This is a genomic window from Labilibaculum manganireducens (assembly GCF_963665805.2).
Lineage (GTDB): Bacteria > Bacteroidota > Bacteroidia > Bacteroidales > Marinifilaceae > Labilibaculum > Labilibaculum manganireducens.
Genome location: NZ_CAXXEE010000003.1, coordinates 2966202 through 2991977 on the forward strand (window position 1 = coordinate 2966202; position 25776 = coordinate 2991977).

The 25776-nt window shown below is 37.2% G+C and carries 12 protein-coding genes; 2 read left to right on the forward strand and 10 right to left on the reverse strand.

Annotation, left to right across the window (positions count from 1 at the left end):
• The first annotated feature begins 156 nt into the window (after positions 1–156).
• Positions 157–1149: a 23S rRNA (adenine(1618)-N(6))-methyltransferase RlmF gene (rlmF, locus tag ACHZAX_RS11540; protein WP_320019224.1), complete on the forward strand. Its 993-nt coding sequence runs from the start codon at positions 157–159 to the stop codon at positions 1147–1149.
• Positions 1150–2065: 916 nt separating this feature from the next.
• On the opposite strand, the gene ACHZAX_RS11545 is transcribed toward rlmF, so the two are convergent.
• From ACHZAX_RS11545 to ACHZAX_RS11590, 10 genes are all read right to left on the reverse strand, one after another.
• The gene (locus tag ACHZAX_RS11545; RefSeq protein ID WP_101307879.1) at positions 2066–3034 is read right to left on the reverse strand and encodes a glycoside hydrolase family 130 protein; all 969 of its coding nucleotides are present in this window, start codon (positions 3032–3034) and stop codon (positions 2066–2068) included.
• Positions 3035–3073: 39 nt separating this feature from the next.
• Positions 3074–4939 (reverse strand): sodium:solute symporter family protein, encoded by a 1866-nt coding sequence (locus ACHZAX_RS11550; protein WP_320019225.1) that lies wholly within the window; start codon positions 4937–4939, stop codon positions 3074–3076.
• 10 nt (positions 4940–4949) lie between these two features.
• Positions 4950–6242, reverse strand: coding sequence for an MFS transporter (locus ACHZAX_RS11555; RefSeq protein ID WP_320019226.1), 1293 nt, complete (start codon positions 6240–6242; stop codon positions 4950–4952).
• Between the two features lie 32 nt (positions 6243–6274).
• Positions 6275–8509 (reverse strand): GH92 family glycosyl hydrolase, encoded by a 2235-nt coding sequence (locus tag ACHZAX_RS11560; protein ID WP_320019227.1) that lies wholly within the window; start codon positions 8507–8509, stop codon positions 6275–6277.
• 239 nt (positions 8510–8748) lie between these two features.
• A complete protein-coding gene (locus tag ACHZAX_RS11565) occupies positions 8749–10749 on the reverse strand; it encodes a glycoside hydrolase family 97 protein (RefSeq protein ID WP_320019228.1) in 2001 nt (666 codons plus the stop codon).
• A gap of 11 nt (positions 10750–10760) precedes the next feature.
• Positions 10761–12794 (reverse strand): glycosyl hydrolase family 95 catalytic domain-containing protein, encoded by a 2034-nt coding sequence (locus ACHZAX_RS11570; RefSeq protein ID WP_320019229.1) that lies wholly within the window; start codon positions 12792–12794, stop codon positions 10761–10763.
• Positions 12795–12897: 103 nt separating this feature from the next.
• Positions 12898–15189: a GH92 family glycosyl hydrolase gene (locus ACHZAX_RS11575; RefSeq protein ID WP_320019230.1), complete on the reverse strand. Its 2292-nt coding sequence runs from the start codon at positions 15187–15189 to the stop codon at positions 12898–12900.
• A 7-nt stretch (positions 15190–15196) separates the two neighbouring features.
• On the reverse strand, positions 15197–17476 hold the full coding sequence (locus tag ACHZAX_RS11580) for a GH92 family glycosyl hydrolase (RefSeq protein ID WP_320019231.1): 2280 nt from the start codon (positions 17474–17476) through the stop codon (positions 15197–15199).
• Positions 17477–17771: 295 nt separating this feature from the next.
• A complete protein-coding gene (locus ACHZAX_RS11585; protein ID WP_320019232.1) occupies positions 17772–19331 on the reverse strand; it encodes a SusD/RagB family nutrient-binding outer membrane lipoprotein in 1560 nt (519 codons plus the stop codon).
• Between the two features lie 112 nt (positions 19332–19443).
• Positions 19444–22608 (reverse strand): SusC/RagA family TonB-linked outer membrane protein, encoded by a 3165-nt coding sequence (locus ACHZAX_RS11590; protein WP_320019233.1) that lies wholly within the window; start codon positions 22606–22608, stop codon positions 19444–19446.
• Positions 22609–23056: 448 nt separating this feature from the next.
• On the opposite strand from ACHZAX_RS11590, the gene ACHZAX_RS11595 reads away from it, so the two are divergent.
• Positions 23057–25585: a Kelch repeat-containing protein gene (locus ACHZAX_RS11595; RefSeq protein ID WP_320019234.1), complete on the forward strand. Its 2529-nt coding sequence runs from the start codon at positions 23057–23059 to the stop codon at positions 25583–25585.
• Positions 25586–25776 lie beyond the last annotated feature (191 nt).

Below are 25776 nucleotides of genomic sequence, written 5' to 3' on the forward strand. Positions count from 1 at the left end.
AATGTCAAGTTATGAATCAGATTCAATATCTAATTTCCAGTCTTAAAAGTTCTTTTGTTGACGCAATTAAAAAAATGGTTTTTCATTACTAGAATAAAGACGACTTTCTTCCATTAATGTTCTAATTTAGCAGATTCAAATTAGAGAATTACATCTATGCCAGATAAGAAGAAAAAACACCCAAAAGAGAAACCCAGTTTGCATCCCAGAAATAAAAACCGTAACCGCTACGATTTTAAACAACTGGTGGAAACTTGTCCGGAATTAGCTCCATTTGTTATTCTGAACAAGTACGAGGATGAATCGATTGATTTTGCGAACCCAGATGCGGTAAAAATGTTGAACAAAGCATTGCTCATGCATCATTATGGGCTTAGTGACTGGGATATTCCTGAAAACTACTTGTGTCCTCCGATTCCCGGTAGAGCAGATTACATTCATCATATAGCTGATTTACTGCAACAGAACAACTATGGTAAAATTCCTGCAGGCAATAAATTTACTTGTGTAGATATTGGTGTTGGAGCCAACTGCATTTATCCTATAATCGGAAACAATGAGTACGGATGGTCGTTTATTGGTTCGGATATTGATCCTGCTGCAATTGATTCTGCTGAAAAGATTATTGCTTCGAATCCGTCACTGCAAGGAAATGTGAAATGTGTACTTCAAGAGAATCCCAAAGATTATTTTTACGGTGTTATTCCAAAGGATGAACTGGTTGATTTATCGATTTGCAACCCACCATTTCATGCATCAGCTAAAGATGCATTGGAAGGAACCATGCGCAAAACAAGAAACCTTTCTACCGAAAAAGTGACCAAACCAAATCTTAATTTTGCAGGACAAAGCAACGAATTGTGGTGCGATGGCGGCGAAGAACGCTTTGTTCGAAACATGATTAATCAGAGTAAGAAATTTGCGAAATCGTGTTTTTGGTTTTCTACACTCGTCTCGAAAGAATCGAATCTGAAAAGTGTTTACCAAGCTCTTACTGCAGCCGAAGCTGTTAAAGTAGAAACCTTACCAATGGGACAAGGAAACAAAAAGAGCCGGATTGTTGCCTGGACATTCCTATCAAAAGAAGAACAACAGAAATGGAAAAATGTAAGGTGGAACAATCAAGCTGAGAAAAAAAAGAAGATTTAATAGTTCAGACCTGACTGGTTTTCAAAAACAGTCAGGTCTAAAAAGAACCCAATATGCTCAGTCAGCTTTTTATTGGGGCTGCGGTGCGCTGCACCTTTTGCTTTTTTGATGATTTATTTCTACAAATACCATGGTGCTCTGCACCTGAATAAATGGCAACAGACGTTGTCTCCATGATTAAACTTTTGATTCTTTAATTGTAATTGTGGCTACTTGAATTGTAGGCTGCGGTGCTCTGCACCTTTTGCTTTTTTGATGATTTATTTCTACAAATACTATGGTGCTCTGCACCTGAATAAATGGCAACAGACGTTGTCTCCATGATTAAACTTTTGATTCTTTAATTGTAATTGTGGCTACTTGAATTGTAGGCTGCGGTGCGTTGCACCTTTTTCTATTTGATGATTTGTTGCTGCAAATACTGCTTACTACGTACCTGAATAAATAGCAACGGGCTTTGCCAAACTCCGCGATTAAATACTACATCCCTGAAAGAATAGTTAGCAACAGAGTTGCGCAGTCTTTGTAGGTTAATTTATACGATAGTGAATTAGGTACAGAGTACCGAAGCTCTTTCTGAATTTACTGTCTAATATTTAGATTTTGGATCAAGTCATACTCTGACATGTTTGGTTTGTTTAGAGTCAATGACGGGGATTTTTGTTTTGGGAATGCGTTAGGGATTGAAATGAAAACCCCACAGCGAGAAACGAGCGATACCGATTAGTATCTAAAATTACTCATTCATTTCACTTCGTTTATGATTGAGTTTTAGATATCTATCGGCATTATACGAGTATGTAATTTTGTATCTAAAATCGTATAAGGAGTTGTAATAGAAAGCCCGCCCGAAGGGAACGCAAAAAAAAGGCCAGTATCTGGAAATACTGACCCTTTAAAATCAAAACTAACTTAACTATAATGAGTTCTTCTTAATAAAATCGATTACTTCATCGATGTAGGCGAAACTCATGCCAACTACCGTATCGGCAGCTCCGTAATAAACGGCAACTTTATTTCCTTCGGTTAATGCGGCACATGGGAATACCACATTAGGCACATCGCCAACCAACTCGTAAGGTGCTGCCGGAGCCAATAAATAGGGTTGCGAACGGTACAAGACCTTATCGGGATTTTCGAGGTCGAGAAGGGCTGCTCCCATCGAATAACGGAATCCATTGCAGGTATTGATTACCCCATGGTAAAACATCAACCACCCTTCGTTGGTGCGAACAGGAACTGAACCGGCTCCAATTTTGGTACACTGCCATGCACTATCGGTGAAATTTGATACCTTCATTACGCAACGGTGCTCTCCCCAATATTTCATATCGGGACTGTAAGAGATATAAATATCACCGAAAGGTGTGTGTCCATTATCGCTTGGGCGGCTTAGCATTGCGTATTTTCCGTCAATTTTCTCAGGAAACAAAACACCGTTACGGTTGAATGGTAAAAATGCATTTTCGCACTGGTGAAAGGTCTTAAAATCGAAGGTGTAAGCGATCCCGATTGTTGGTCCATGGTAACCGTTGCACCAGGTAATCCAATAGCGGTCTTCGATCCAGCAAACACGAGGGTCGTATTTGTAATCGGAATCGATCATGTCGGTGTTGCCGGCTACCATTTCGATTGGATCGTGATTGATGTCCCAATTGATTCCATCTTTACTGAAACCGGCAAAAATATTCATTTGCACCGATTTGTTATCGCAACGGAATACTCCGGCAAAGCCATCCCCGAAAGGAACTACTGCGCTATTAAAAATACTGTTGGATGTTGGTATGTCGTACCTTCCAATAACAGGATTCTGAGAAAATCTCCACATCACGTCCTTACATCCTTCCGGCCTGTCTTCCCAAGGCATATTTACTTTACTAGTCATTTTTTATTGTTTATGAATTTAATTCTATTCAATATCGTTTTAGTCTTCGTTGATTTCTTTTTTGCAATACTTATAATCAGCAGGATAATCTTCGAGCTTTTTGTACCATGTAAAATAGAGAATAATGCTCGTTATTATAAATAATGCCACAACCCATGACAATGAGGTGTATTTTCCAATCACAAAATAAATTGGGATGAGTGGCAACATCATTTGCCAGCCTGCTCCAATGGTACAGTTAAACATGTCTTTTAAGAAATCGTTATTCGGTTTTGCTTCCGGATTTTGTGCTTTCAATTTTAAATAAACCGGCTTCCAAAATCCCCATGGACGAACACTTTCGTAAAATTTAATTAATACCTCATCGGATTCAGGTTTGGTTAGCAAACTGCCGATAACCGATGCGGCAAAAGAGAATAGGAAAATATACGGGAAGGCATAAATTGGAGACACTTCGGGAAACACAAGAGGTGCCACCAACGAGGCTGTTAAACCGGCAAGCATTCCATAAAAATAGCCATAGCCATTAAATCTCCACCACACCCATTTTAAAAGATTTGATGCGGTATATCCGCCAAACAAAGCTCCTACCAACCACTTCATAACAGTATCGATACTTTCGGCAAAAAAGCCAAAGAATATTCCTACAATTACAACTGTGAATGATGACAAATAACTCATTCGAATGTATTTCTTTTGAGAAGCATTCGGATTGATGAACTTTTTATAGATATCGTTTACAATGTAGGCCGGTCCGGCATTTACATTTGCAGCAAAAGTAGACATGAAGGCCGCGATTAGTCCTGCCAGTAATAATCCTTTTGCTCCATCGGGAATAAAATTATTTAAGGCATATGGCAAGACCATCTCAAAATCGATGTTGTTACCCATCTTATTGAATTCGGGAGCCAGATAAACCAATGCCAATACTGCCAGCCCCGCAATCATCAAATAACGGGGAACGAATAGTACCAAAGATACAATCCCACTCATTTTAGCAGCATCTTTAGGTGTTTCGGTAGAAAGAATCCGCTGCATATCGTAACTGGGAACCGGTCCGGCAATACTCACCAATACCCCTTTAAAAATCATCATCATCATTAAAACCGAGAACAAATTATAGCCGTCGATATCAATTTTGTGGTTTACTGCAGGTATTAGATTGCTCCAATCTAAATTCAGATTCCAGCCAAAGGAAATATCAGCCCAACCTGCAGGCACGGCTGCAGCAATCTGCTCCGGAGTAACTAAGGATACCGCAATTACACCTACCATGATACAGGCAATCGTCATAATTACAAACTGAAGAACTTCGGTAAAAACTACGGAATACATTCCCCCTTTTACAACATACAAAGTGGTTAATCCCATAATGATAATGGCGTACATATTCTCCGACTTGATTCCTAGTCCGAAAACAGAGGTGTGTAAATCCCAGGGAAAAAATGTTTGTGCGAATTTACCAACGCCGACAAATCCGTAGGTTATAAAGCCAATTACACTAATAATAGCAAATAGTACAACAATTAAATGCGAAAGTTGTGATCCTCTGCCATCACCGAAACGGGTTTTCAACCACTCAGCTCCTGTCATTACATTCGAACGCCGTAACCAAATAGCCATGAACATCATCAGGAAAATTTGATTCCAAACCGGCCACAACCATGGAATCCATACCGATTTTAAACCATACACAAACAAAATGGTAACAGTCCACATGGTACCTGTGATATCGAACATACCCGACGCATTCGAAATTCCAAGCATGTACCATGGTATTTTGTTTCCGCCCAAAAAGTAGTTGGAAAGGTTTTTGGATGCTTTCGTTGATAAAAAGTAACCAATGAATATGGTTAAAATAATGTATCCTACAATTATGGATAAATCGAGTACAGATAAGTTCATTTAATAGATATTAGACTTTATTTTCATCTGCTTCGCTTTCCTCTGAATGAACAAAAGGAACAAATCTTGCTGCCAACAGAGATGGAATTATAACAACAAGTATGCATATAAAAAACAACTTATAGCCTAACCAATCGCTCATAAAACCACTTAACATACCCGGCAGCATAATGCCCAGATTCATGATTCCTGTAGCAAATGCATAATGAGCCATTTTATATTTACCAGGAGCAACTTGCTGCATCATAAACAACATTAACCCCACAAAGCCAAAACCATATACAAAATATTCAACCACAACTGCTGATCCAATTAGAAATATACTTTCCGGGCGGTAAACGGCCAATAGAGCGTAAATTATAAATTGAACATTAAAAATACAAACAAGAGTGAACAAAGATTTTTTTAATCCCCGTGCTGAAATATAATAGCCTGCTAAAATTGACCCCAGAACAAAAGCTGCAGAACCAAATACACCATAAATAAGTCCTATTTGCGAAGTGCTAAGTCCCAAACCGCCATCTTCAATTGTGGCTTTAAAAAATAAAGGAGCTATTTTAATGGCAAAGCCTTCGGTAAATCGGTACAAGATGATAAAGACAATAAACCAACCAATGTGTTTTTTCTGGAAAAAGGTTTTTATAACATCCCACAAGGTTTTAAATCCCTCATTTAACGATGCAACTTCACTGCTTGCATTTCCTCCTGATGGTAACATTTTAATATGATACAAAGCCAATGAAATCATTATTATTGAGTAGGTGAGCATAACAGCCATCCAAGCATGCAATACACCAAAACGTTCTTCGAGAATACCTGCTAAATAAACAAAAGCACCAGCAGTTAAAATTTTTGCAATATTATACGAAGCACCTTGCCATCCAATATATTTTGCTTGTTCTTTTCCTGATAAAACACTTAGGTAAACTCCATCGGCAGCAATATCGTGGGTTGCACCACTAAAGGCGATAACAGCTAATAAAGCAATAGAATAGGTAAAGAAACTATCTAATGGCAAGGCCAATGCGACCAGAGCAAATGTAAATCCTGTTACGAGTTGTGTTGCAACAACAAAATGCTTTTTTGTTTTAAACATTTCCAATATTGGACTCCATAGTGGTTTTAATGTCCAAGGCAACATGATGAGCGAGGTCCAGAATGCAATTAACGAATCGGAAATCCCGAAACTCTTAAACATAAGCACGGATGCCTGAGCAATAGCAACAAATGGTAAACCCATCGCAAAATATGCAGTGGGAATCCAAGTAGCCGGGTGTTTTGGTTTGTTATTGGTTTTTGACATTAGTATTTAACAAGTGTTATTAGGTTGTATTTTTATTTTTTGATAAAAAATTCCAGTTTTCCCCCTTCGCTTATTGCTTTGTGAGTAATGAAATAAGAGTTTTGTTTCTTTCCATTAATCATCATTTTATCAATAAACAAATCCCCTTTATTCTTACGATGTGTGATGATTTCAAAAGTTTTTCCTGAATAAAATTCGGGATCGAGTTGAATGGTTATTCTATCGAAAACAGGACTTGTAATTGCATAATCGGTATTTCCAGGACAAACAGGGTATATTCCCATCATGCTGTAGATTACCCATGCCGATAAGGTGCCGCAATCATCATTACCCGGAATGCCGTCAGGAGCATTTTTGTAATAAGTATCGATTAACCGGCGAACTTCTTTTTGCGTTCTCCACTCCTCTCCTTTGGCATAATTGAAAAGAAAAGGATAATGAATATCAGGCTCGTTGGCCATATCGAACAATCCTTTGTCAAAAACCATCTGCAATTTGTTTACGAACTTCTTTTCGCCTCCCATCAGTTTTGTTAATCCATTTACATCGTGCGGAACACAAAAAGTATATTGCCATGCAGTTCCTTCGTGAAAACCTGGACTTGGTTCAAAATTTTCGCCTTGCTTTGGATCAAAACTTTGTAAGAAATCACCATTCGCCAAGCGTGGACGAATCATGCCAAATTCCTGATCGAAATATTCTTTGTATCGGAGCGATTGATTCAGGAATTTCCTGTAATCCTCCTTTTTACCCAAAGCTTGGGCGAATTGTGCCAAATTCCAATCGGCAATGTAGTATTCCAAAGCATGAGAAACCGAGTTATCAAACTCCTCAACCAAAGGCACGTACCCTTCTGCTAAATAATGATCAATATCCGGTCGCAGCTTGTTGTTTTTTCCTTGAGTAGTTGCAGACTTCACCATTGCAGAATATGCTGCATCTACATCAAAATCAGTTAATCCACGCAAGTATGAATCTACAATTACAGGAATTGCCGGATCGCCTTCCATAACGTGGGTTTCTTTGCTGTTTAGCTCCCATTTTGGCAACCATCCGCTTTCCTTGTACATGTCCACCATAGATCGAACCATGTCTTGCTGCTCCTGAGGATACAGCAAGGCCATTAATGGATGGAAATTTCGGTATGTATCCCACAGAGAAAAAACGGTATATCGATTGCAATCTTTGGTCTCGCGAATTTCGAAAGATTCCATTGCCGGATATTGTCCGTTTACATCGTTTATGATGTTTGGATGAATTTGCGTGTGATACAATGCTGTATAGAAAATGGTTTTCTGATCATCGGTTCCGCCTTCCACTTTTACTCGGCTCAAAGTACTGTTCCATTCCTGTGCAGCCTGCAATCTTGTTTTGTCAAAATCAAACTGATTCGATTCAGCATCCAAATTCATTCTTGCATTGGCAATACTTACGTATGATACGCCAACTTCTGCAATTATTTGTTCGTTCGTGTTGGTATCGAAAGTGAAATAAGCTCCAATTTCGTCACCAAATAACTCCTGAGTGTAGTTTTTGTAATATTTGAACTGACCATCGGTATCGCTCCAGGCAGATTCGGCCTGCATTTCGGGCATTTTTTTCCAAACACCAAATTCTTCTGCTTTTTTACTGAAGCGGGCCACAAAATAAACCGGACGCTCTGAACCATCATTGTAACAGAAACTTCCCGTCATGCGGGAACCTTCTATTTCCTGATTGTTTACAATCCGAACATTTGCACCCGTTTCATTGGTTAAACCCAAACCTAAATTTAAAAGTATATTCGATTTCCCTTTTGGAAAAGTATAGCGACTGATACCTGTTCTTTTGGTTGAGCTCAGCTCTGCTTTAATTCCATATTTTTCCAAATCGGTGGCGTAATATCCTGGACTTGCCTCCTGATTTGTCATGATAGATCCGTATGCTTTATGATCTGCATTGACTTCACCGGCAGTCGGCATCAATAAAATAACGCCCAAATCGGGACAACCTACACCACTTAGGTTTACATGTGAAAATCCGGTAAGAAAAGAATTATCCCAGGAATAGGGTGTTGACCACCATCGGGCATCTTTATCGTAGGTATTCAAATCGGATCCGGAAACATTAAACGGACTTACTGAGACCATTCCCCGTGGTACAATTGCTCCTGGATTTGTAGTGCCAAAATTAGTAGTCCCAATAAATGGATTTACGTAATCGACAAATTGAGCAAAACCATTTATGCTTAGAAAAAAAAGAATCAAAATTCCTGATAAGCGCTTCATCAAGTTGAGTTTTATTGGGGTGCAATTCAAAATAAAAACAATACCGAACGGGAACTGGGCCAGCCAAGCTCTTCCCCGAACGGTTACTAATTTCTAATCTATATAGTCAAATAAAAGCTTTATGGATTAAAAGCAGATTAATTTTAAGATTAATCACTCGTTACATTCATTAATCCTTCTAAAAATAACAAATAACCAAAGAGTTACTATCGTAGCTTTTAGCTAATAATTACTCTTGCTTATTTTTCAGCTTCTCTGATTTCGATAGCCTGTCCTCCACTATTCTGCATTTTCACATGCAATTTTGTTTTGCTATCGACTGCTTTTTTAAAGATTTTTATTTCAGTAGGATTTTCATTCAAGGATGTATTTTCTGTGTCTGAATAAATGGTCGCAACATACTTTTTATCAGCATCCAAAAAGCCTAAATCCAAATCAATTTCTCTGGCATTTTCGTCGGTAATGGCACCAATGTACCAATTCGAAGCTTTCCGACGGGCAACAGCGTATACCTCTCCGATTTCTGCAACCAACACTTTAGATTCTTCGAAATCTGCCGGCAGATTCACAAAAAACTGAAAAGCCGGCTGATCTTCGTAATTACTGATCATATCAGAAGCCATTTGCAAAGGACTGTACAAACAAACCCACAAAGCCAATTGCTTCGCTAAGGTGGTATTTACGCGGCTATTGCCTTTGTCGTTGCTGTTCCATTTAATGTAATTCTTTCGGTTTTTGTACAAAATATCAAAAGTTCCGGGCGTGTAATCAATTGGTCCACCCAAACAACGGGTAAATGGCAAAATCACATGATGCTCCGGCGGATTTCCTTCACTCCATCCATTCCACTCCATGCCTCTCGCACCTTCCCTTGTCATCATATTTGGATAAGTCCGGCTGATTCCTGTTGCTTTTATTGGCTCATGTGCATCCACCATCAAGTGATATTTGGCTGCAGTTTCCACTACTTTTCGATAATGTTGTACCATTTTTTGTCCGTGATGAAACTGACCGTTAGGAATTGGTCCGGCATATCCTGTTTTTACAACCCGAATGCCATTATCATGCAATTTTGAAAAGGCTTTATCCATACTTTCTTCATAAAAAATATAATCTCCACCTGTTTCGTGATGTCCTATCAGTTCAACTCCTTTTGACTTTGCATAGCTCACAATTTCATCAAAATCGAAATCGGGATAAGGTGTTACCTGATCGAATGCCTTTGGTTTCCCCCAATTTTCCCAGCCTGTGTTCCAACCTTCGGCCAAAACTGCCTGAATATTGTTATCCGAAGCGAAATCAATGTATTTTTTCATATTATCAGTAGTCGCACCATGAATTGGTCCCGGGATCCATGTTTCAACCCCCAAATGCATTCCCCACCAAATACCAACATATTTCATGGGTTGAATCCATTTCGTATCTGGAATTGCACAAGCCTCATTCAAATTCTGAATTAAATTCGATTCAACTAAGTCTGCCGCATTTTTGCAAAGCATTACTGTTCTCCATGGAGACTGCAAAGAACCTTTTACTTTTACTTTCACTCCATCGGGCCAAGGAACCAAATTCGCCTGAAAATTAGTACTACCCGTATTCTTTAAAGTCATTCCTGCATAATTCGTCAGGTTTGCCTCGTGAATACTCACGTAATACCCTGATTCCATTTTTACAGTAATTGGTGTATTTGCATCTGGCACTTCGCTTAATTGGGTAGTTCGGTAAAGCATTTCGTAAGAATCAAAATTTGCAGGAATCGACCATGCTGTTCCATTTTGGGCAAAATTAAATTCTGTTAATTCCTTAATAATGTTAATACTATCGATGCCATTTTGCTGAGGGATTTCATATCTGAAACCTAATCCATCGTCGAATAAACGCACGTATAACTTCAAATCGTTATTTTCATGATTTTTTAAGGAAACTATTAGCTCATTGTACTTTTCGGGTATTGTTTCATTTGGTCCCCAAACTGGTTTCCAATTCTCATTCTTTTCATTTCTTACTACATTAATAATTCGCAAGCCATCCGTAAACAAAGAATCTTCATGCAATTCCATCCCTAATCTTGAATCGGAGAATATTTGATTTTTATTGGTTTGAAGCTTATAAAACGCCTGTCCATTCTCATTCACTTCCAGGTTGAAAGCAATTTCACCATTGGGTGATAACAAGTCAACACTTTTACTCGATCCGCATGCAGAAAACAGCAAGACTGACAGCAATACTACAATTGTCATTTTACTCATAATTACTCAATCACATAAGTTGTTAATTCGGGGCCAACACCCTTTATGGTTAATTTTTTCCATTGTTTTGGCAAACATGGATTTTTTTGTTCTATTCCATTCTCTGTAAAATGTAAACCTCCAAATCCGAAAAGAACTGTTTGCAGCATGCCGCCGGCTCCTGTCGCGAAATATGGATTATTACTATAAGCAGATTCGGAAAGTGCTCCGAATGGGAGTCGTTTATTAGGCACATAAGCTTTCTTAAAAAGTTCAAAAGCTTTTTCCGGCTCACCCAATCGTGCATACAATACGCCTAAAACAGAATAAGACATGGCCGGACCTTCCGGAGCAATCTTAGACTCATAGTATTCCAAATCTCTTCTTATTTCTTTAGGTTCGGTAACAATTTCCAAAGGATAGGCCAATAAATTAACATCTGCCTGTTTAATAATCTCCCCATTGTATTCCGAATTCTCTTTGGTAACGCCATCCCCGAAATAATGAAACTTTAAACCTTTGGCTGCATTAGCCCAACGAGGATTGCTTTCTTTTTTGAGAATTTTTCCCGCCTCATTTGCAAACTGCAAAGCGGTTTTCGCCGATCCGTTGGTAAAGGCATTATCATTGGCATGATGATAGAATTCATTCGCACCAACTACATTGTTAATGGAAAAACTACCATCATGATTCTGATCAGAACGACTTACCCAAAAATCAGCAACTTCTTTCAAAACGGGAAATCCTCTTTCCTTCAACCATTCCTTATCTCCTGTAGTTCTGTAATAATTCCAAAAAGCAATAGCAATATCTGCTGTAATATGATGCTCGAAGGTTCCCGTTAAAGCCCAGGTTGGTGTCGCCTCTTCTCCTGTATCATCCGATTCCCATGGAAACATAGCGCCTGTATAGCCATAATTCTGTGCCTTTTTCCTGGCCATTTCCAGTCTGTCAAATCTGTAATTCAGTAAAGATTTTGCAATTTTCTGATTGAAAACCAAAAGAGGTGGGAACATCCATAATTCAGTATCCCAAAACACATGTCCGTTATAAGCTTGAGATGATAAACCCATTGGAGCAATGCTCAAATTAGAGTCATCTCTGGCAAAAGAATACAAATGATACAATGCCAAACGGATATCCTGCTGAGACTCCGGATCTCCCTCAATTTCAATATCGCCCTTCCACAATTCAGACCAAAGTTCTTTATGACGATTAATCACGGCTTGTTTATTTCCCAAAAGTTGAAAAATAACCATTCTCTCCGATTCGCTTTTCGGATCTGTAAAATTCTGCGATGTACAAACCGATCCGCACCATGCAAATTTATATTCTTCATCGTTTTTCAAAGATTTAGAAAAGCCCAGTTCATTAGTAAAAAGATCTTTCAAGTTGTGCTTTAAATCGGGTGTTTCTCCTTCAAATATAAATGCTGCACTGGTTGCCAAATCGTGTTTCCCAAACGGACTCTTTGCTACAGTCTGCAATATTGGCATTCGTGCATCCAAATCTTGTAAAATCCTAAAATCAGAAGTCACATCTTTATATTCACTTGGACAAATAATTTGTCCATTCACCACTATATTCAATTTCTTTTGCAGAGATTTTATTTTCACATCTACCAATCCGGAATAAGGCATTCCTCTTAATGCGTAAAGTGTAAAAGATATCTCGGCATATTCTTTAAACCGATATGATGTTGTAAAAGTAGCTGATTTCATATTCAGCACTTGTTTCCAATTGGAACAATCTGCAAAAGAAAGTGTGTCTTGATCAACAACAATCTGAAGGTTTGCAAAGTTAATTCCCAGCAACACTTTACTGACTCCAAATTCAGATTCCTTGTCATAAACATTATTAAGAATGATCGATTTGGTTTTTCCTGGCTCGGCCGAAGGAAGAATTCCTATTCGTCCATTTGCAACTGATATTCCTGTATAGTTGGTATAATCATTTGCTTCAATCATCCAAGCTGAATTCTCCTGTGCAAACAAGCAGTTTCCAAAAAATCCAAAAAGAATAGATAACAGTAACAATTGTGTCCTAACTCGTATCATATCACTTGTTTTTAGTTTGATTTATCTTTTTCACATAAGAAAGGCCTACAAACTCATGTTTGCAAGCCTTCCGTTATATTTGATATGCTACTATCATTCTTTCTTATTTACTCATAGAATATGGAAAACTTTCTTTAGTAGTTCCTCTCTCCTTATTTGGTTCTGCCGACATATTAAATTCAAGATTTCCCCCGTTTAAAATATCCTTGTGTTTAATGAAATTAGCTCCATAAGACTTACCGTTTAATTGGATATCATCCACAAAAACATGATCTGATGAATTATCAGTACCTGAAATTGTAAAGGTTTTTCCATTTTCGAGACTCAAAGTAATTTTATCGAAAAGCGGAGCACCAAAAACATACTCATCGGTTCCGGGACACACGGGATAAAAGCCCATTGAACTGAATACATACCAGGCAGAAGTTTGTCCGTTATCCTCATCCCCACAATAACCGTCGGCCTGCGGAGTGTAGAGCTTATCCATAACCTCACGAACTCTTGCCTGCGCTTTCCATGGCTGGCCTGCAAAATTGTACAAGTAGATCATGTGTTGAATCGGCTGATTTCCATGTGCATAATTCCCCATATTTGCAATCTGCATTTCACGAATCTCGTGAATTACTCCACCATAATATGAATCATCAAATTTAGGAGGCATCTCAAAAACACCATCCAAAGTAGAAATGAACTTTTCCTTTCCTCCCATCAAATCAATTAAGCCATTCACATCCTGAAATACCGACCAAGTGTAATGCAAGCTGTTTCCTTCGGTAAATGCATCGCCCCATTTTAACGCGTTAAAAGGAGTCTGAAAAGAACCATCCTCATTTTTTCCTCTCATCAAGCCAGATTCTTTATCGAATACATTCTTATAATTCTGAGCTCTTTTGGCAAACAAATCAATTTCCTCTTGTGGACGACCCAATTCTTTAGCAAGCTTCCAAACACAGAAATCATCATAAGCATACTCTAATGTTCTGGCTGCATTCTCGTTGATATTCACATCGTAAGGAACATAACCCAACTCGTTGTAATAATCTGCTCCATAACGTCCAACGGATGTTATCTCTTCATTGTATCCTTTCGTATTTTTAAGAATTGCTTCATACAATGTTTCAATATCATATCCGCGAATTCCTTTTAGGTAAGAATCTGCTATTAAAGAAGCCGAATTCGAACCAATCATGCATCCTCTGTGACCAGGACTCGCCCACTCGGGCAACCAGCCACTCTCTTTGTAAGTGTTGGCTAATCCTTCCATAATCTGAGCGTTAATATCAGGATACATTAGTGTGAAAAATGGAAAGACTGCCCGGAATGTATCCCAAAAGCCATTATCTGTAAACATATAGCCGGGCAGTACCTTACCATTGTAAGGGCTGTAATGAATTACTTCATTATTATCGTTAATTTCATGAAACTTGCGGGGGAATAACAGTACCCTGTACAAGCAGGAATAAAATGTCTTTAATTGATCATCGGTTCCACCTTCCACTTTAATTCGGGAAAGCTCCTTTTCCCATGCCGATTCAGCATCGGTTAATACCTTATCAAAATTTTTCGTTCCAATTTCCCGGTCCAAATTCAATTGTGCCTGTTCCGGACTTACAAAAGATGAAGCTACCTTTACATGAACGACTTCCCCTTTTTGAGTTTTAAATCCAATAACAGCACCAACATGCTCTCCGCTTGCTTTCTTTGAATTTTCGGTTAACTGATCTCCATTCCAAGTATGTGTTACCTCAAATTCTTTATCGAATTCGGCAACAAAATAGTTGTGGAAGTTATCAGGAACACCACCGCTGTTATTTCTGCAGTAACCAATTATTTTTCTTTCCTTCGGAAGAATTGTCACTTCAGATCCTTTAAAAAATCCGTCCAACAAAATATAAGAAGACTCATTTTCCGGAAACGTAAAACGAAAAACAGCCGCTCGTTCTGTAGGTGTTATTTCTGCGGTGACATCATAATCAGCCAGATAAACTTTATAGTAGTTTGGTTTCGAAACTTCAGCTTTATGTGAAAACCAAGATGCTCTTTCATCCTCTTTAAATTTTAAATCACCGGTAACGGCCATTAATGAAAATGCAGCGTAGTCGTTTATCCACGGACTTGGTTGATGGGTTTGTTTTATTCCTCTGATTTTTTTGGCATCATAGGCATAACACCAGCCATTTCCCATTTCACCGGTTTGTGGTGTCCAAAAATTCATTCCCCACGGCAATGCAACAGCCGGATATGTATTTCCATTTGACAAAGAATAGTCGGAATCGGTTCCCATTAATGGATTTACAAAATCAACAAGGTTTTTTTCAGTATTCATTACTTTCTCACCTCCACAGGCTGATAAAACAGTAACAAATAACAATAATAATACGTTTGCTTTCTTCATCTTAGTACTAGTAAACAATTGATTTAGGTCGATCTTGAATTGATTTTCCAAAATTTGGATTTGGTGTAGCTCCCATCTCAAGTGTCAGCACTCCACCGTTTAAAATATCTTTGTGTGTGATAAATGATTTTGTATACTCCAATCCGTTTAAGGTCGCAGACTGAATGTAAATATTTTTATCACTGTTGTTGTTTGCTTTGATGGTAAACTTCTTATTTTCAGGAAGATTAATACTTGCTTCACCGAACAAAGGACTGCCAAAAACATAAGCACCATTGCTTGGATTAACAGGATAGAATCCCATGGAAGACATTACATACCAGGCAGACATCTGTCCACAATCTTCATTCCCGCATAAACCATCTGGTTGATCGGTATACAATTCATTCATGATGTAACGAACCTTATCGGCCGTTTTAAACTGCTCACCGGCATATGCATACAAATAAGTGATGTGATGACTTGGCTCGTTTCCGTGTGCATACTGACCAATTAATCCTGAAATATCAGATGACGCTCCTTCTTCCAGTTCCGAAGAAATTGAGAAAAGACTGTCCAGCTTATTCAAAAATGGTTTCTCGCCTCCCAAAAGAGCAATTAATCCTTCCGGATCTTGTGGAACCAACCATAAATATTGCCATGCGTTGCCTTCACAATAATCATTTACACGATGCTGTGCTGAGTAAGGATTAAAAGGTGTTCTCCAGGAACCATCTTTCATTTTTCCTTTCATAAACCGATCTTTCGGATCGAAATATTTAGTATATGCTTTAGCTCTCTCCTCAAAATATTTTGCATCTTCAGTTTTTCCCAGTTTTTCAGCTAGTTTGCTAATTGCCCAATCACTAATCGCATATTCCATAGCACTTGCCACAGATTCATGCATCATATCACACGGAATGAAACCGTATTCCTGTAACTCTTTAACTCCTGGTTCAAAATCGCCCATGGCCGTTGCTTTTACCGCTTCGTAAGCTAATTCATAATCTATCCCTTCAAATCCTTTTAAACAAGCATCAACAACAACCGGAACGGCACTGTATCCAACCATGGTATTGGTTTCATTTCCTCGCAGATGCCAAACCGGTAATTTTCCTTGTTGCTTGTAAATTGTCAACATAGAGTTGATCATATCCGGAACACGTTCCTGTTGTGTCAAAGTATATAAAGGATGTGCTGTACGGTAGGTATCCCATAAAGAAAATAAGGTGTAATTTGTAAAATCTGCATTCGCGTATACTTTTTTATCAACTCCTCGGTAATCGCCATTAGAATCATTAAATAAATTAGGCGCTATAAGTGTGTGATACATTGCAGTGTAGAAAACCTTTTTCTTTGTTAGGTCTTTCGTTTTGATTTCAATTTTAGCCAGTTCCTTATTCCATTTTGCTTGATTTTCAGTAAGGATTTTAGAAAAATTCCATGATTTCATTTCAGCTTGAATATTTGCCAAAGCATTTTCCATACTTACTGGCGACATTCCAAACTTAACTTGTATCTCTTCAGAAATTTCTGTCTCAAATTCCAGACAAGCCTTTACTGCAAGTCCTTTTGCAGCATCTCCCTCCACTAATTTATCGCCATTATAAACTGCAATATCTTTAACCGGCTTAGAGAGTACCATTGCAAAATATTCTCTTTGATCTTCAGCCCAACCTGTTGAAAAACGATAGCCGGCTACAATTGTATCATTTACTTTATGAAAAAATGTCTCGGTAGCGTTATCACCGTTTCCCTCCTGCAAATCAAGAATTATTTTTGACTGATCTGATTTTGGGAATGTTATTTTATGAAGAGCCACACGTTCACTTGTGGTCATTTCAATATCTACATTATAAGTATCCAAATGTACTTTATAGTAGCCAGGCTCAACCTTCTCGGTTTTATGATCGTAGTAGGAAGCATAACCTTCCTCAGGATTTTCCTGTGAACCTGGATTCATTTTCACATCTCCAACAGCAGGCATAATTAAAAAATCGCCTAAATCGGCACAACCTGTTCCACTCAAATGCAAATGAGAAAAACCTTTGACGATGCTATCTGAATAATGGTACGATGAACACCAATCCCAACCTTTATGAAAATTGCTAGGGCCAGCCTGAATGGCACCAAAAGGCACACTTGCTCCAACAAAAACATGTCCATGTCCCGCCGATCCAATTAAAGGATCAACGAATTGAATGTAATCTCCTTCGGCTTCTTTGTGGTCTTTATTACTACAAGAAAATAAAGTAGTAATTGCCAGAGATAGTAAAATTAATGATTTAAGAGAATTTTGGTATAGCATCTGGTTTTTGTTCTTAAGTTTTATAATCTGCTGATATATGTTGTAGCTCAAGGCTATTTTAATCTTCTATGGAATACACCTTTTTTTACAAAAAGGCTATAAAAAAATCCTTCCTTTATATGCAGGCGGAAGAAAACCTTATTACAGAAAACAATATTTGTTAATTTCTGTTGCAAACAAAAATAACAATTCACGCAAGTACGAAATTTATCACTAATTGCAATTTAACTACTTATTTTAAGCAGGAATAATAGAGCCGCCCTCATAAGGGCAGCTCCAATCAAAATATTTTTTTCTAAAAATTACTGTTCATTAATCCACCTGATTTGGCTTTTGTATTTTCAACATCCCACCAAAGTTTGATATCCATACGGTCTGTTTCGATCGTATTTAATGCCGATGGCATTGAAACTTCATTTAAATTGTGTTGATTATCAGGGTAACGAACTCGCTTCACATAAGTATCGGCAGCTACAGAAGCGTTTCCGCTTACTCCATCGTATGGCAGAGTTAAGTCAGGATAATCTGTTCTTCTAAAATCAGCCCAGGATTCAATCCCATTTGGAAAGTTTGCAATCCATTTCTGAGTAATGATTTGCTTCAACTGAGCTTCATTACTTCCCGTTAAATCATTTAATCCGGCAACATAAGCATCACCATCAACTGCATTCACTCCAACAAAATCCATTGATGCCTCAACAGCTTGTTTGTATAATGCATTCGCATTGCCAGAAGTCCACCCACGAAGAGCTGCTTCAGCCTGAAGAAATAGAACCTCCGAATAATACATTACCGGACAAAACATTGCATTTTTATCTCCATCACCTGAGAATTCCACGAATCCATTTTCCAAACGAATAGTCGCTTTACCTGTTACTTCAGCCGATGATGATGGCATACTTGCATCTAAGCCATTCTCCAAGCCTTCATAAGTTGCTTTTCCAGCTGCTTCTTTAGTTAACGGTTTTCCGTCTACTTTATAAGACAACCAACGTGGTGCTCTAGGATCTTCTCCAACACTTGACTGACCATATAAATAATTAGTAAATGTTTTAGCTACACGAATATTATCCCAATACCATGCCATCTGATGAAGATAATCATACCATCCATTGCTCCACATCGGAACGTGTGCAATATCATCATTGCTTGCCATCACTCCACCGGCAATCGCTGCTTGAGCCTCAGCCTGTGCTTTAGCTGGAGCAATATTTGAAATACGCATTGCAAGTCTTAAACGAAGTGAATTACCAAAGCGTATCCATTTTGCCACATCTCCCTTATAAACTAAATCGTATTCGCCATAAAGTGCTTGTGTTTCATCATTTTTAATGCTCTTAATTGCCTCATCAAGTTTCAGAAACAAATCATTGTAAATAGCCTCCTGAGAATCGTACGCGTTAGTTTCGGCATTACTAACACCAAAATATGGAATGTCTCCATAAGTATCAGTCATACGCGACCACCAATACACCATCCAAATATTTTTAATGGCAATCTGATCATTATAGGCAGGTTTATCGCCAAATTGTGCATCAATAGTATTCGACTCTAAATTAAATTGGGTATAATGTTCTTTCCATTGATTTCCAATCCAACCATCGATGTATTCATATCGATCAGAACTAGCCCAAGAACCAGTAGATGCCCAGTATTGCGCATAAAAGTCAGGATATAAATTAACGTTTCTCTGGTAGTTTGCAAAAACTCCCTGAACCATATCCGAAAAGAAAAATCGAGGTTCTACTTCCGTTACGGAATCTTTGGGCGTATTCATCTCCTCAAAATCATCGGTACAACCGAAGCCGATGAATATCAAGCCCAATAATAGTAATGAATTATATATTCTTTTCATCTGTATATTTTTAATTTTCAACAGGCACATGAATCTCGTAATTTGAATAACACTTCTGTTTTATCAAGGTATTTTCATTAATTCGATTCATAATCATTAATACTTATAATTCTTAGAATCCCAGATTAAGTGAGAAACCATATGTTCTGGTCGCTGGAACCGGAGAAAAATCAAATGCCGAAGCCTCAAATCTAGAGCTGTAAGCACTTGCATCAGGAGCAGTCCCAGGTGTGTCTTTATAGAAATAGAACAAGTTTCGTCCCACTATTGAAATTCTTGCGGTTTTAATCGGATTCTTACCAATTTTACTCAAGAAACTTTGAGGTATTGAATAACCAACAGCCACTTCTTTTAGTTTCATATAGGATGCGTCATACACAAACTCTTCATCGATACTGGAAATTCGACCCCAATATTTTTCAGCTGTTGCCGACTTAGCATTTGCAACTCCACCTTCGGTGAAACCGTTAACAGTATAAGGATTTCTATTGTTCTCAGCTGTTCTTTTTGCAGTACCTGCTCCAACAGCTCCTTTTTCGGTAATAGAAACAATATCGCCTCCTTGCTGAATGGAAAGTAGCGCAGACACATACAATCCTTTATAATCAGCCTTTAAACCAATAGATCCTGTCCAGTCTGCTTGTAAATTTCCAATCACCTCAAGCTGTTCTGTTCTCATTGGCAGTCCTTCCGAGTCTACTAATATTGCACCAGCATCATTTCTGCGATATTTATACCCTTTAATATCACCCAGTTTTTCTCCCTCAATACCAACAACCATTGGGCTTCCATTAATATCCCCAAATCTATATTCTTTTAGATCAGCATCAAGCTCTTTTACTTTTGTGGTATTAGCAGCAAAATTGAAGTTTAGATCCAAAGTGAAATCCTTGGTCTTAATTGGAGTTGTTGACAACATGATTTCAACTCCTTTATTTGAGATTTTACCAGCATTAATCAATTTCTGCTGATAACCAGCACTTTGATCCATATCAACCGGCATAATCTGATTTTGAGTATTTTCATCATACAAGGTAAAATCAATTCCGATGCGGTTATTAAACATTCTTACATCAAAACCAAATTCTGTAGAAGAAGAAATTTCAGGTTTTAAATCTGGATTAACTAAAATACTCGGTACAGAACCTTTTAGTAAATTAAAATTACCCGTTCCAATTGTATACAACATACTAGTCTTGTATGGATCAGTCGCTTTTCCAACCTGAGCCCATGACCCTCTTAGTTTAGCGTATGTAATCCAACTTGGCATCTCAACCATTTCAGATAAAACCCCACTAACACTAACCGATGGATAAAAATAAGAGTTGTTATCATCTGGAAGTGTTGATGACCAATCGTTACGTGCTGTAAAATCAAGAAATAACATATTTTTATAGGCTACCTGACCAAATCCGTAAATAGACTGAACTTCTTCTTCAGAAATTGACTCACTTGAAGAAATGTTGGTACCATATCCTAAAAAATAGTTTCCTTCAGAAGGCAACTTGCCCGACTTGCTTGATAAATTCTCTGTAGTAGTATACATTTTATTACCACCTACATTTAAACTAACAGCAAAATCTTCACTTAAATCTTTATTGTAACTCAACAAAAACTCATAATTCTCTTCTTTAAAAAATCGCTCCATCGTATTGTAATCAGGGTGATTACTATATACATTATCAGCATATTTATACATAGATTGAGCATCTTCACGATAGTAATCCAAACCGTACTTTAATCTAAGTTTTAGATCAGAAGTCAATTTCATATTGGCTGCAAAATATCCAAAAGTACGATACCTCTCATCCTGATAACTTTGCTGATCTTGCAAGAAATATGGATTACGAAAACTTGCATTCGAAGTTGTATACAACTTCTCAACATGGTTACCTCCTACCATATCATATCCAGGTTTTAAATCCTGAGTTCGGATATTCATAGGCATTTGATTAAAATATGACATATAACTATAGAATCCCATCTCAGGTCTTTCCTTACCTTTGGTATTCATATAGGACACTTTTGTGTCAATATTTAACCATGGATTAATATTGTAGTCAGCTCTTAAATCAAAATTCATTTTTTCTACCTTGTGTCCATCATAAATTCCATTGGAAATATCTTTCCCCATTGATGCACGATAGGATCCATCTTCGTTTCCACCTGTAAATGAAAGGTTGTGTTTTTGACTCACACCTGTTCTGGTAAAATCTTCTATCCGATTAGTTTGAGCCTCATAAGGAATCATTTCTCCAGTCCAGGATTCAAGCATTTGTCCCTTCATTTCCGGTCCCCACGAAGAGGTTCCGTTTTTATCGTAAACACCTTCGGTTCCCTGACCAAATTTATCCTGCATATCAAGAAAGTAAGCTGCCTCGGAAATAGTTACACTTCCAGAATAGGCAATTCCCAGACCTGCATTTTTCTTCCCTTTTTTGGTTGTCACCAAAATAACACCATTACCGGCACGAGAGCCATAAAGAGCTGCTGCATTTGGTCCTTTCAATACAGAAACAGATTCTATATCATCTGGATTAATATCAAAAGCTGCACCTGATTTATCAACACCACCAAAAACTCCGGCATCTTCGCCTTCTCTGGAATCATTAAAAGGAACTCCATCTACAACCCAAAGCGGAGCATTGTTACCTGTAAGGGAGCTAGCACCACGAATTTCAATTCTTGAACTACCTCCAACACCACCACCAGACTGATTAATCTGAACTCCTGCAATTTTTCCTTCCAAAGCACTTGCTAAATTAGCATCAGCTCCTTGTGTTATTTCATCAGATTTAATATCCTGAACAGAATAACCAAGAGCCTTCTTTTCTCTTTTAATACCTAAAGCTGTTACTACAACTTCTGCCACTTCTAATGCATTCACAGTCATCACAACATTAATTACAGATTGAGAACCAACTGTAATTTCCTGTGTTTGCATACCAACAAAACTAAAAACCAAAATACTGGTTGACTCAGGAACTGTGATCTCGAATTTTCCATCGATATCAGTTACTGTTCCAGTTGTAGTACCCTTAACAACAACTGATACTCCAGGAAGTGACATTCCTGAGTCTTCAGTAACAGCACCTGTAACAACTTGCTGTGTTGCTGAAACAGATGAATTGTCATTAGTTAATGTGTTAACGTTTGCATTTGCCGAAAATGGAAGAACCATCATCGCGCAAAGCAAAGCAAAAATCCCAATCTTACTTCCAAGTCCTAATGGGTTAGTCAGGCTTGAATGAAGATTTCGTAAATAGCATTTCTTCATAGTTAGAATTATTAATTATACAATGAACAAAAAAAATGTTGTTTTTTTCTGAAACCAATATTAGCGCAAACGTATTAATTCACGATTAATATTGAATTAACAAGGCACATAAAATCATTAATCAAACGTTTTATATCTGATTTACAAAACCTTACCAAAAGTGACTTGTCGGGCACAATTAATAAGGATTTTTAGCAATTCCTTATTTGTTCCAACCATTGAATGAAGTCAATTTTAGAAACAACTTATACCTATCACAATTCCACCACCTATTTACTGTTTTTTCTATTATCGAAATGAATAAATCAATTTGATTGATATCAAGCTGAAATAAGTTCACCAATTCTTCTTCTGTTTTGTGCAACGACCTTAGTCTTTTTAGGCTTTTATCTTTAAAGTCTTGGTATATTTCGATATATTTGGAAATTAACAAACGCCATAAATAATAATGAAATTTCTACTTGCATTATTTGCCTTAATTATATCTTCCCCTTCTCTTTATGCTGACCATGGTATTTATTTTAAATCCAACGAGGTTTCGAAAGAGAATCGGACTGGAATTGATATTACACACAAGAATAATATTTCATATACCAAAAGCTTCACCATTGCTTTTATGATTTCTTTACGGGAAACGGAAACTCATTATGGGGAAATCCTATCTTTAAAGGAGGAACATGGTAAAAACTTAATTCAGGTTACCTATAGAGAACCGGATTTATATGTAATCCTCAATAAAAAAGAAACTAAATTTCATTGTAATTTTAATTCATTAAACCTTCTTCGAAACAGATGGATTCCATTTCAACTTAAAATTGATAGTGAAAATGGAGAGATTTCCTTAACTCTTGGGGAAAATCACTTTAAAAATTCAATTCAATTCCCCAAATCTTCCGAGTTTTCCTTATCATTAGGTGTAATAAACAAGTATGGCTTTTTTATCGATGAAGTTCCCTCAATGTCTGTAAAAGATTTGGCCATTCATATTGATGGAACACCAAAACATTTATGGCCATTTCGAAAAGTTGCCAACAATGAACTTAAAGACATTTTATCAAGCAGAACTGCAAAACTATATAATCCGGATTGGGTAATTGATTACCACAATCGCTGGACTAAAATAAAAACCTTATCATTTCCTTCACTGCCATCTATGGCATATGATAAAAAAAATGAGGCTATTCATTTTGTTCTTAAAAATGGTACTGCAAGCACCTACTCAATTAAAACAGGTACTTTGGTTACAAACAATAAAAATTCCGGTTACCCTGTTTTTGAAAAATCACAACAGCTTATTATTGACAGCAACAATCAATTAGTTTCGTATAGTTTAAACCAAAATGATCTTTCAACTTACAATTCAGTCAATCAAAGCTGGAGTCATGCCGACAGTGTAACTAACGATCTTCCAAAGTGGTGGCATCACAACAAGCTGATTCATCCAATTAATCACCAAATAACTACTTTGTGCGGATACGGTTACTATTCCTATTCCAATTCAATTAAATCATTCAACGAGAAAAGCAAAGTATGGACAGAGCTCAAACTTAAAGGTGATGTAATCGAACCTCGGTATTGCAGTTCGCTTGGATTTTCGGCTGAAAACAGTAATGTTGTTTACTTATTTGGAGGACTGGGAAATTCGCTTGGAAAACAAATTTTAGGAAAAGAATTTTACTACGACCTTTATCGAATTGATTTCAAAACAAATGAAATAAAAAAATTATGGGAACTACAGCAAAATGATCAATTTCAATACCTGCCCGTAAATTCATTAAAAGTAACTGAAAAAGACAGTGCCTTTTATACATTACTATTTCCTTGTCAAAAAAGCAGTACTCACCTTCGAATAGCAAAAGGATTTATTAATGATCCAAAACTATATTTTATTGGCGATAGTATACCGTATGAATTTGTTGACATTAAATCTTTTGCCGATCTGTATTATTGGGAAAGTGAAAATAAATTGATTGCACTTACATCGCAGGAAGTGGATGCGGATGCTGAAACATATGAGGTATCTATGTATTCGATAAGCTATGAGCCTGGAGCAGATACTGAATTGAATATGAATAATGATTCACTTCCGTTCGCCATAAAATTATTCTACGTTTTTTTAGCCGCAACACTTTTGTTCCTGATATTTTTTGTGAGGAGAAAAATAAGAACTAAAATAAAAATTGAAAAATTAGAAAATGATTCCATTTTAACCTTTCAGGAAAAACTACCGACTTTTGAAATTCCACAAGTAAACTCTATCCTGTTGTTTGGAGGATTTCAGGTTTTTGATAAGAAAAACAAAGATATCACCTACCGCTTTAGTCCTACTCTTAAAGAATTGTTTCTTTTGATATTATTGTATTCTCTTGAAGATGGAAAAGGAATTTCATCAAGAAGAATTCAGGAATTTCTTTGGCCGGATAAACCGGAAGACAAGGCAAAAAACAACAGAGGTGTTAATATTAAAAAGTTACGTGGCATCATAGAAGATATTCAAGGAATTGAAATTACTTTCGACAATAATTATTGGAAGATGATACTCGAAGAGAACATTTTCTGCGATTTAGCACACATTCAAAAATGTATTGATACTCAAATAACCAATTTAGATAGTGATAAAATAGAGGAAATAATTCAGATATTACACAGAGGCACTCTGCTTCGCGATATTATTCCTGAATGGCTGGATTCTTTTAAAGACAAAACAACCGGTACAATTGTAAGTACTCTGGAGGAATTATTAACAAAATTCGATTTTGAACCAAGCATACGCCTGGCCATTTCAAATGTTATTTTTGGATTCGACCAAATGAATGAAACCGCTCTTCGCGTAAAATGCAATCTCCTTTCCATACAAGGAAAACATAGCTTGGCTATGGAGACGTACGAAAACTACATTAAACTCTATGTGAAATTATACAATGAAAAATATCAATTCACATTTAAAGAAATCGTTTCAGAAAATACAACAGTTTAATCCATAAAAAAAACCAGGTGTGAACCTGGTTTTTAAACTAATCTAACTATATCCTTCTTATGAAAAAGGTTCGGATTGAGAAACAAATTTGCTTCTCAATCCGAAGCACAGCACACTACTACTGCAAAATCTTACTATATGTTGTTCCATTTTACAAACTACTAATCATGAAACAGCATTATATTTTATTA

Coding starts and splice junctions, on each gene's coding strand:
- rlmF (WP_320019224.1), top strand. CDS start 157: ATGCCAGATAAGAAGAAAAAACACCCAAAAGAGAAACCCAGTTTGCAT.
- ACHZAX_RS11545 (WP_101307879.1), bottom strand. CDS start 3,034: ATGACTAGTAAAGTAAATATGCCTTGGGAAGACAGGCCGGAAGGATGT.
- ACHZAX_RS11550 (WP_320019225.1), bottom strand. CDS start 4,939: ATGAACTTATCTGTACTCGATTTATCCATAATTGTAGGATACATTATT.
- ACHZAX_RS11555 (WP_320019226.1), bottom strand. CDS start 6,242: ATGTCAAAAACCAATAACAAACCAAAACACCCGGCTACTTGGATTCCC.
- ACHZAX_RS11560 (WP_320019227.1), bottom strand. CDS start 8,509: ATGAAGCGCTTATCAGGAATTTTGATTCTTTTTTTTCTAAGCATAAAT.
- ACHZAX_RS11565 (WP_320019228.1), bottom strand. CDS start 10,749: ATGACAATTGTAGTATTGCTGTCAGTCTTGCTGTTTTCTGCATGCGGA.
- ACHZAX_RS11570 (WP_320019229.1), bottom strand. CDS start 12,794: ATGATACGAGTTAGGACACAATTGTTACTGTTATCTATTCTTTTTGGA.
- ACHZAX_RS11575 (WP_320019230.1), bottom strand. CDS start 15,189: ATGAAGAAAGCAAACGTATTATTATTGTTATTTGTTACTGTTTTATCA.
- ACHZAX_RS11580 (WP_320019231.1), bottom strand. CDS start 17,476: ATGCTATACCAAAATTCTCTTAAATCATTAATTTTACTATCTCTGGCA.
- ACHZAX_RS11585 (WP_320019232.1), bottom strand. CDS start 19,331: ATGAAAAGAATATATAATTCATTACTATTATTGGGCTTGATATTCATC.
- ACHZAX_RS11590 (WP_320019233.1), bottom strand. CDS start 22,608: ATGAAGAAATGCTATTTACGAAATCTTCATTCAAGCCTGACTAACCCA.
- ACHZAX_RS11595 (WP_320019234.1), top strand. CDS start 23,057: ATGAAATTTCTACTTGCATTATTTGCCTTAATTATATCTTCCCCTTCT.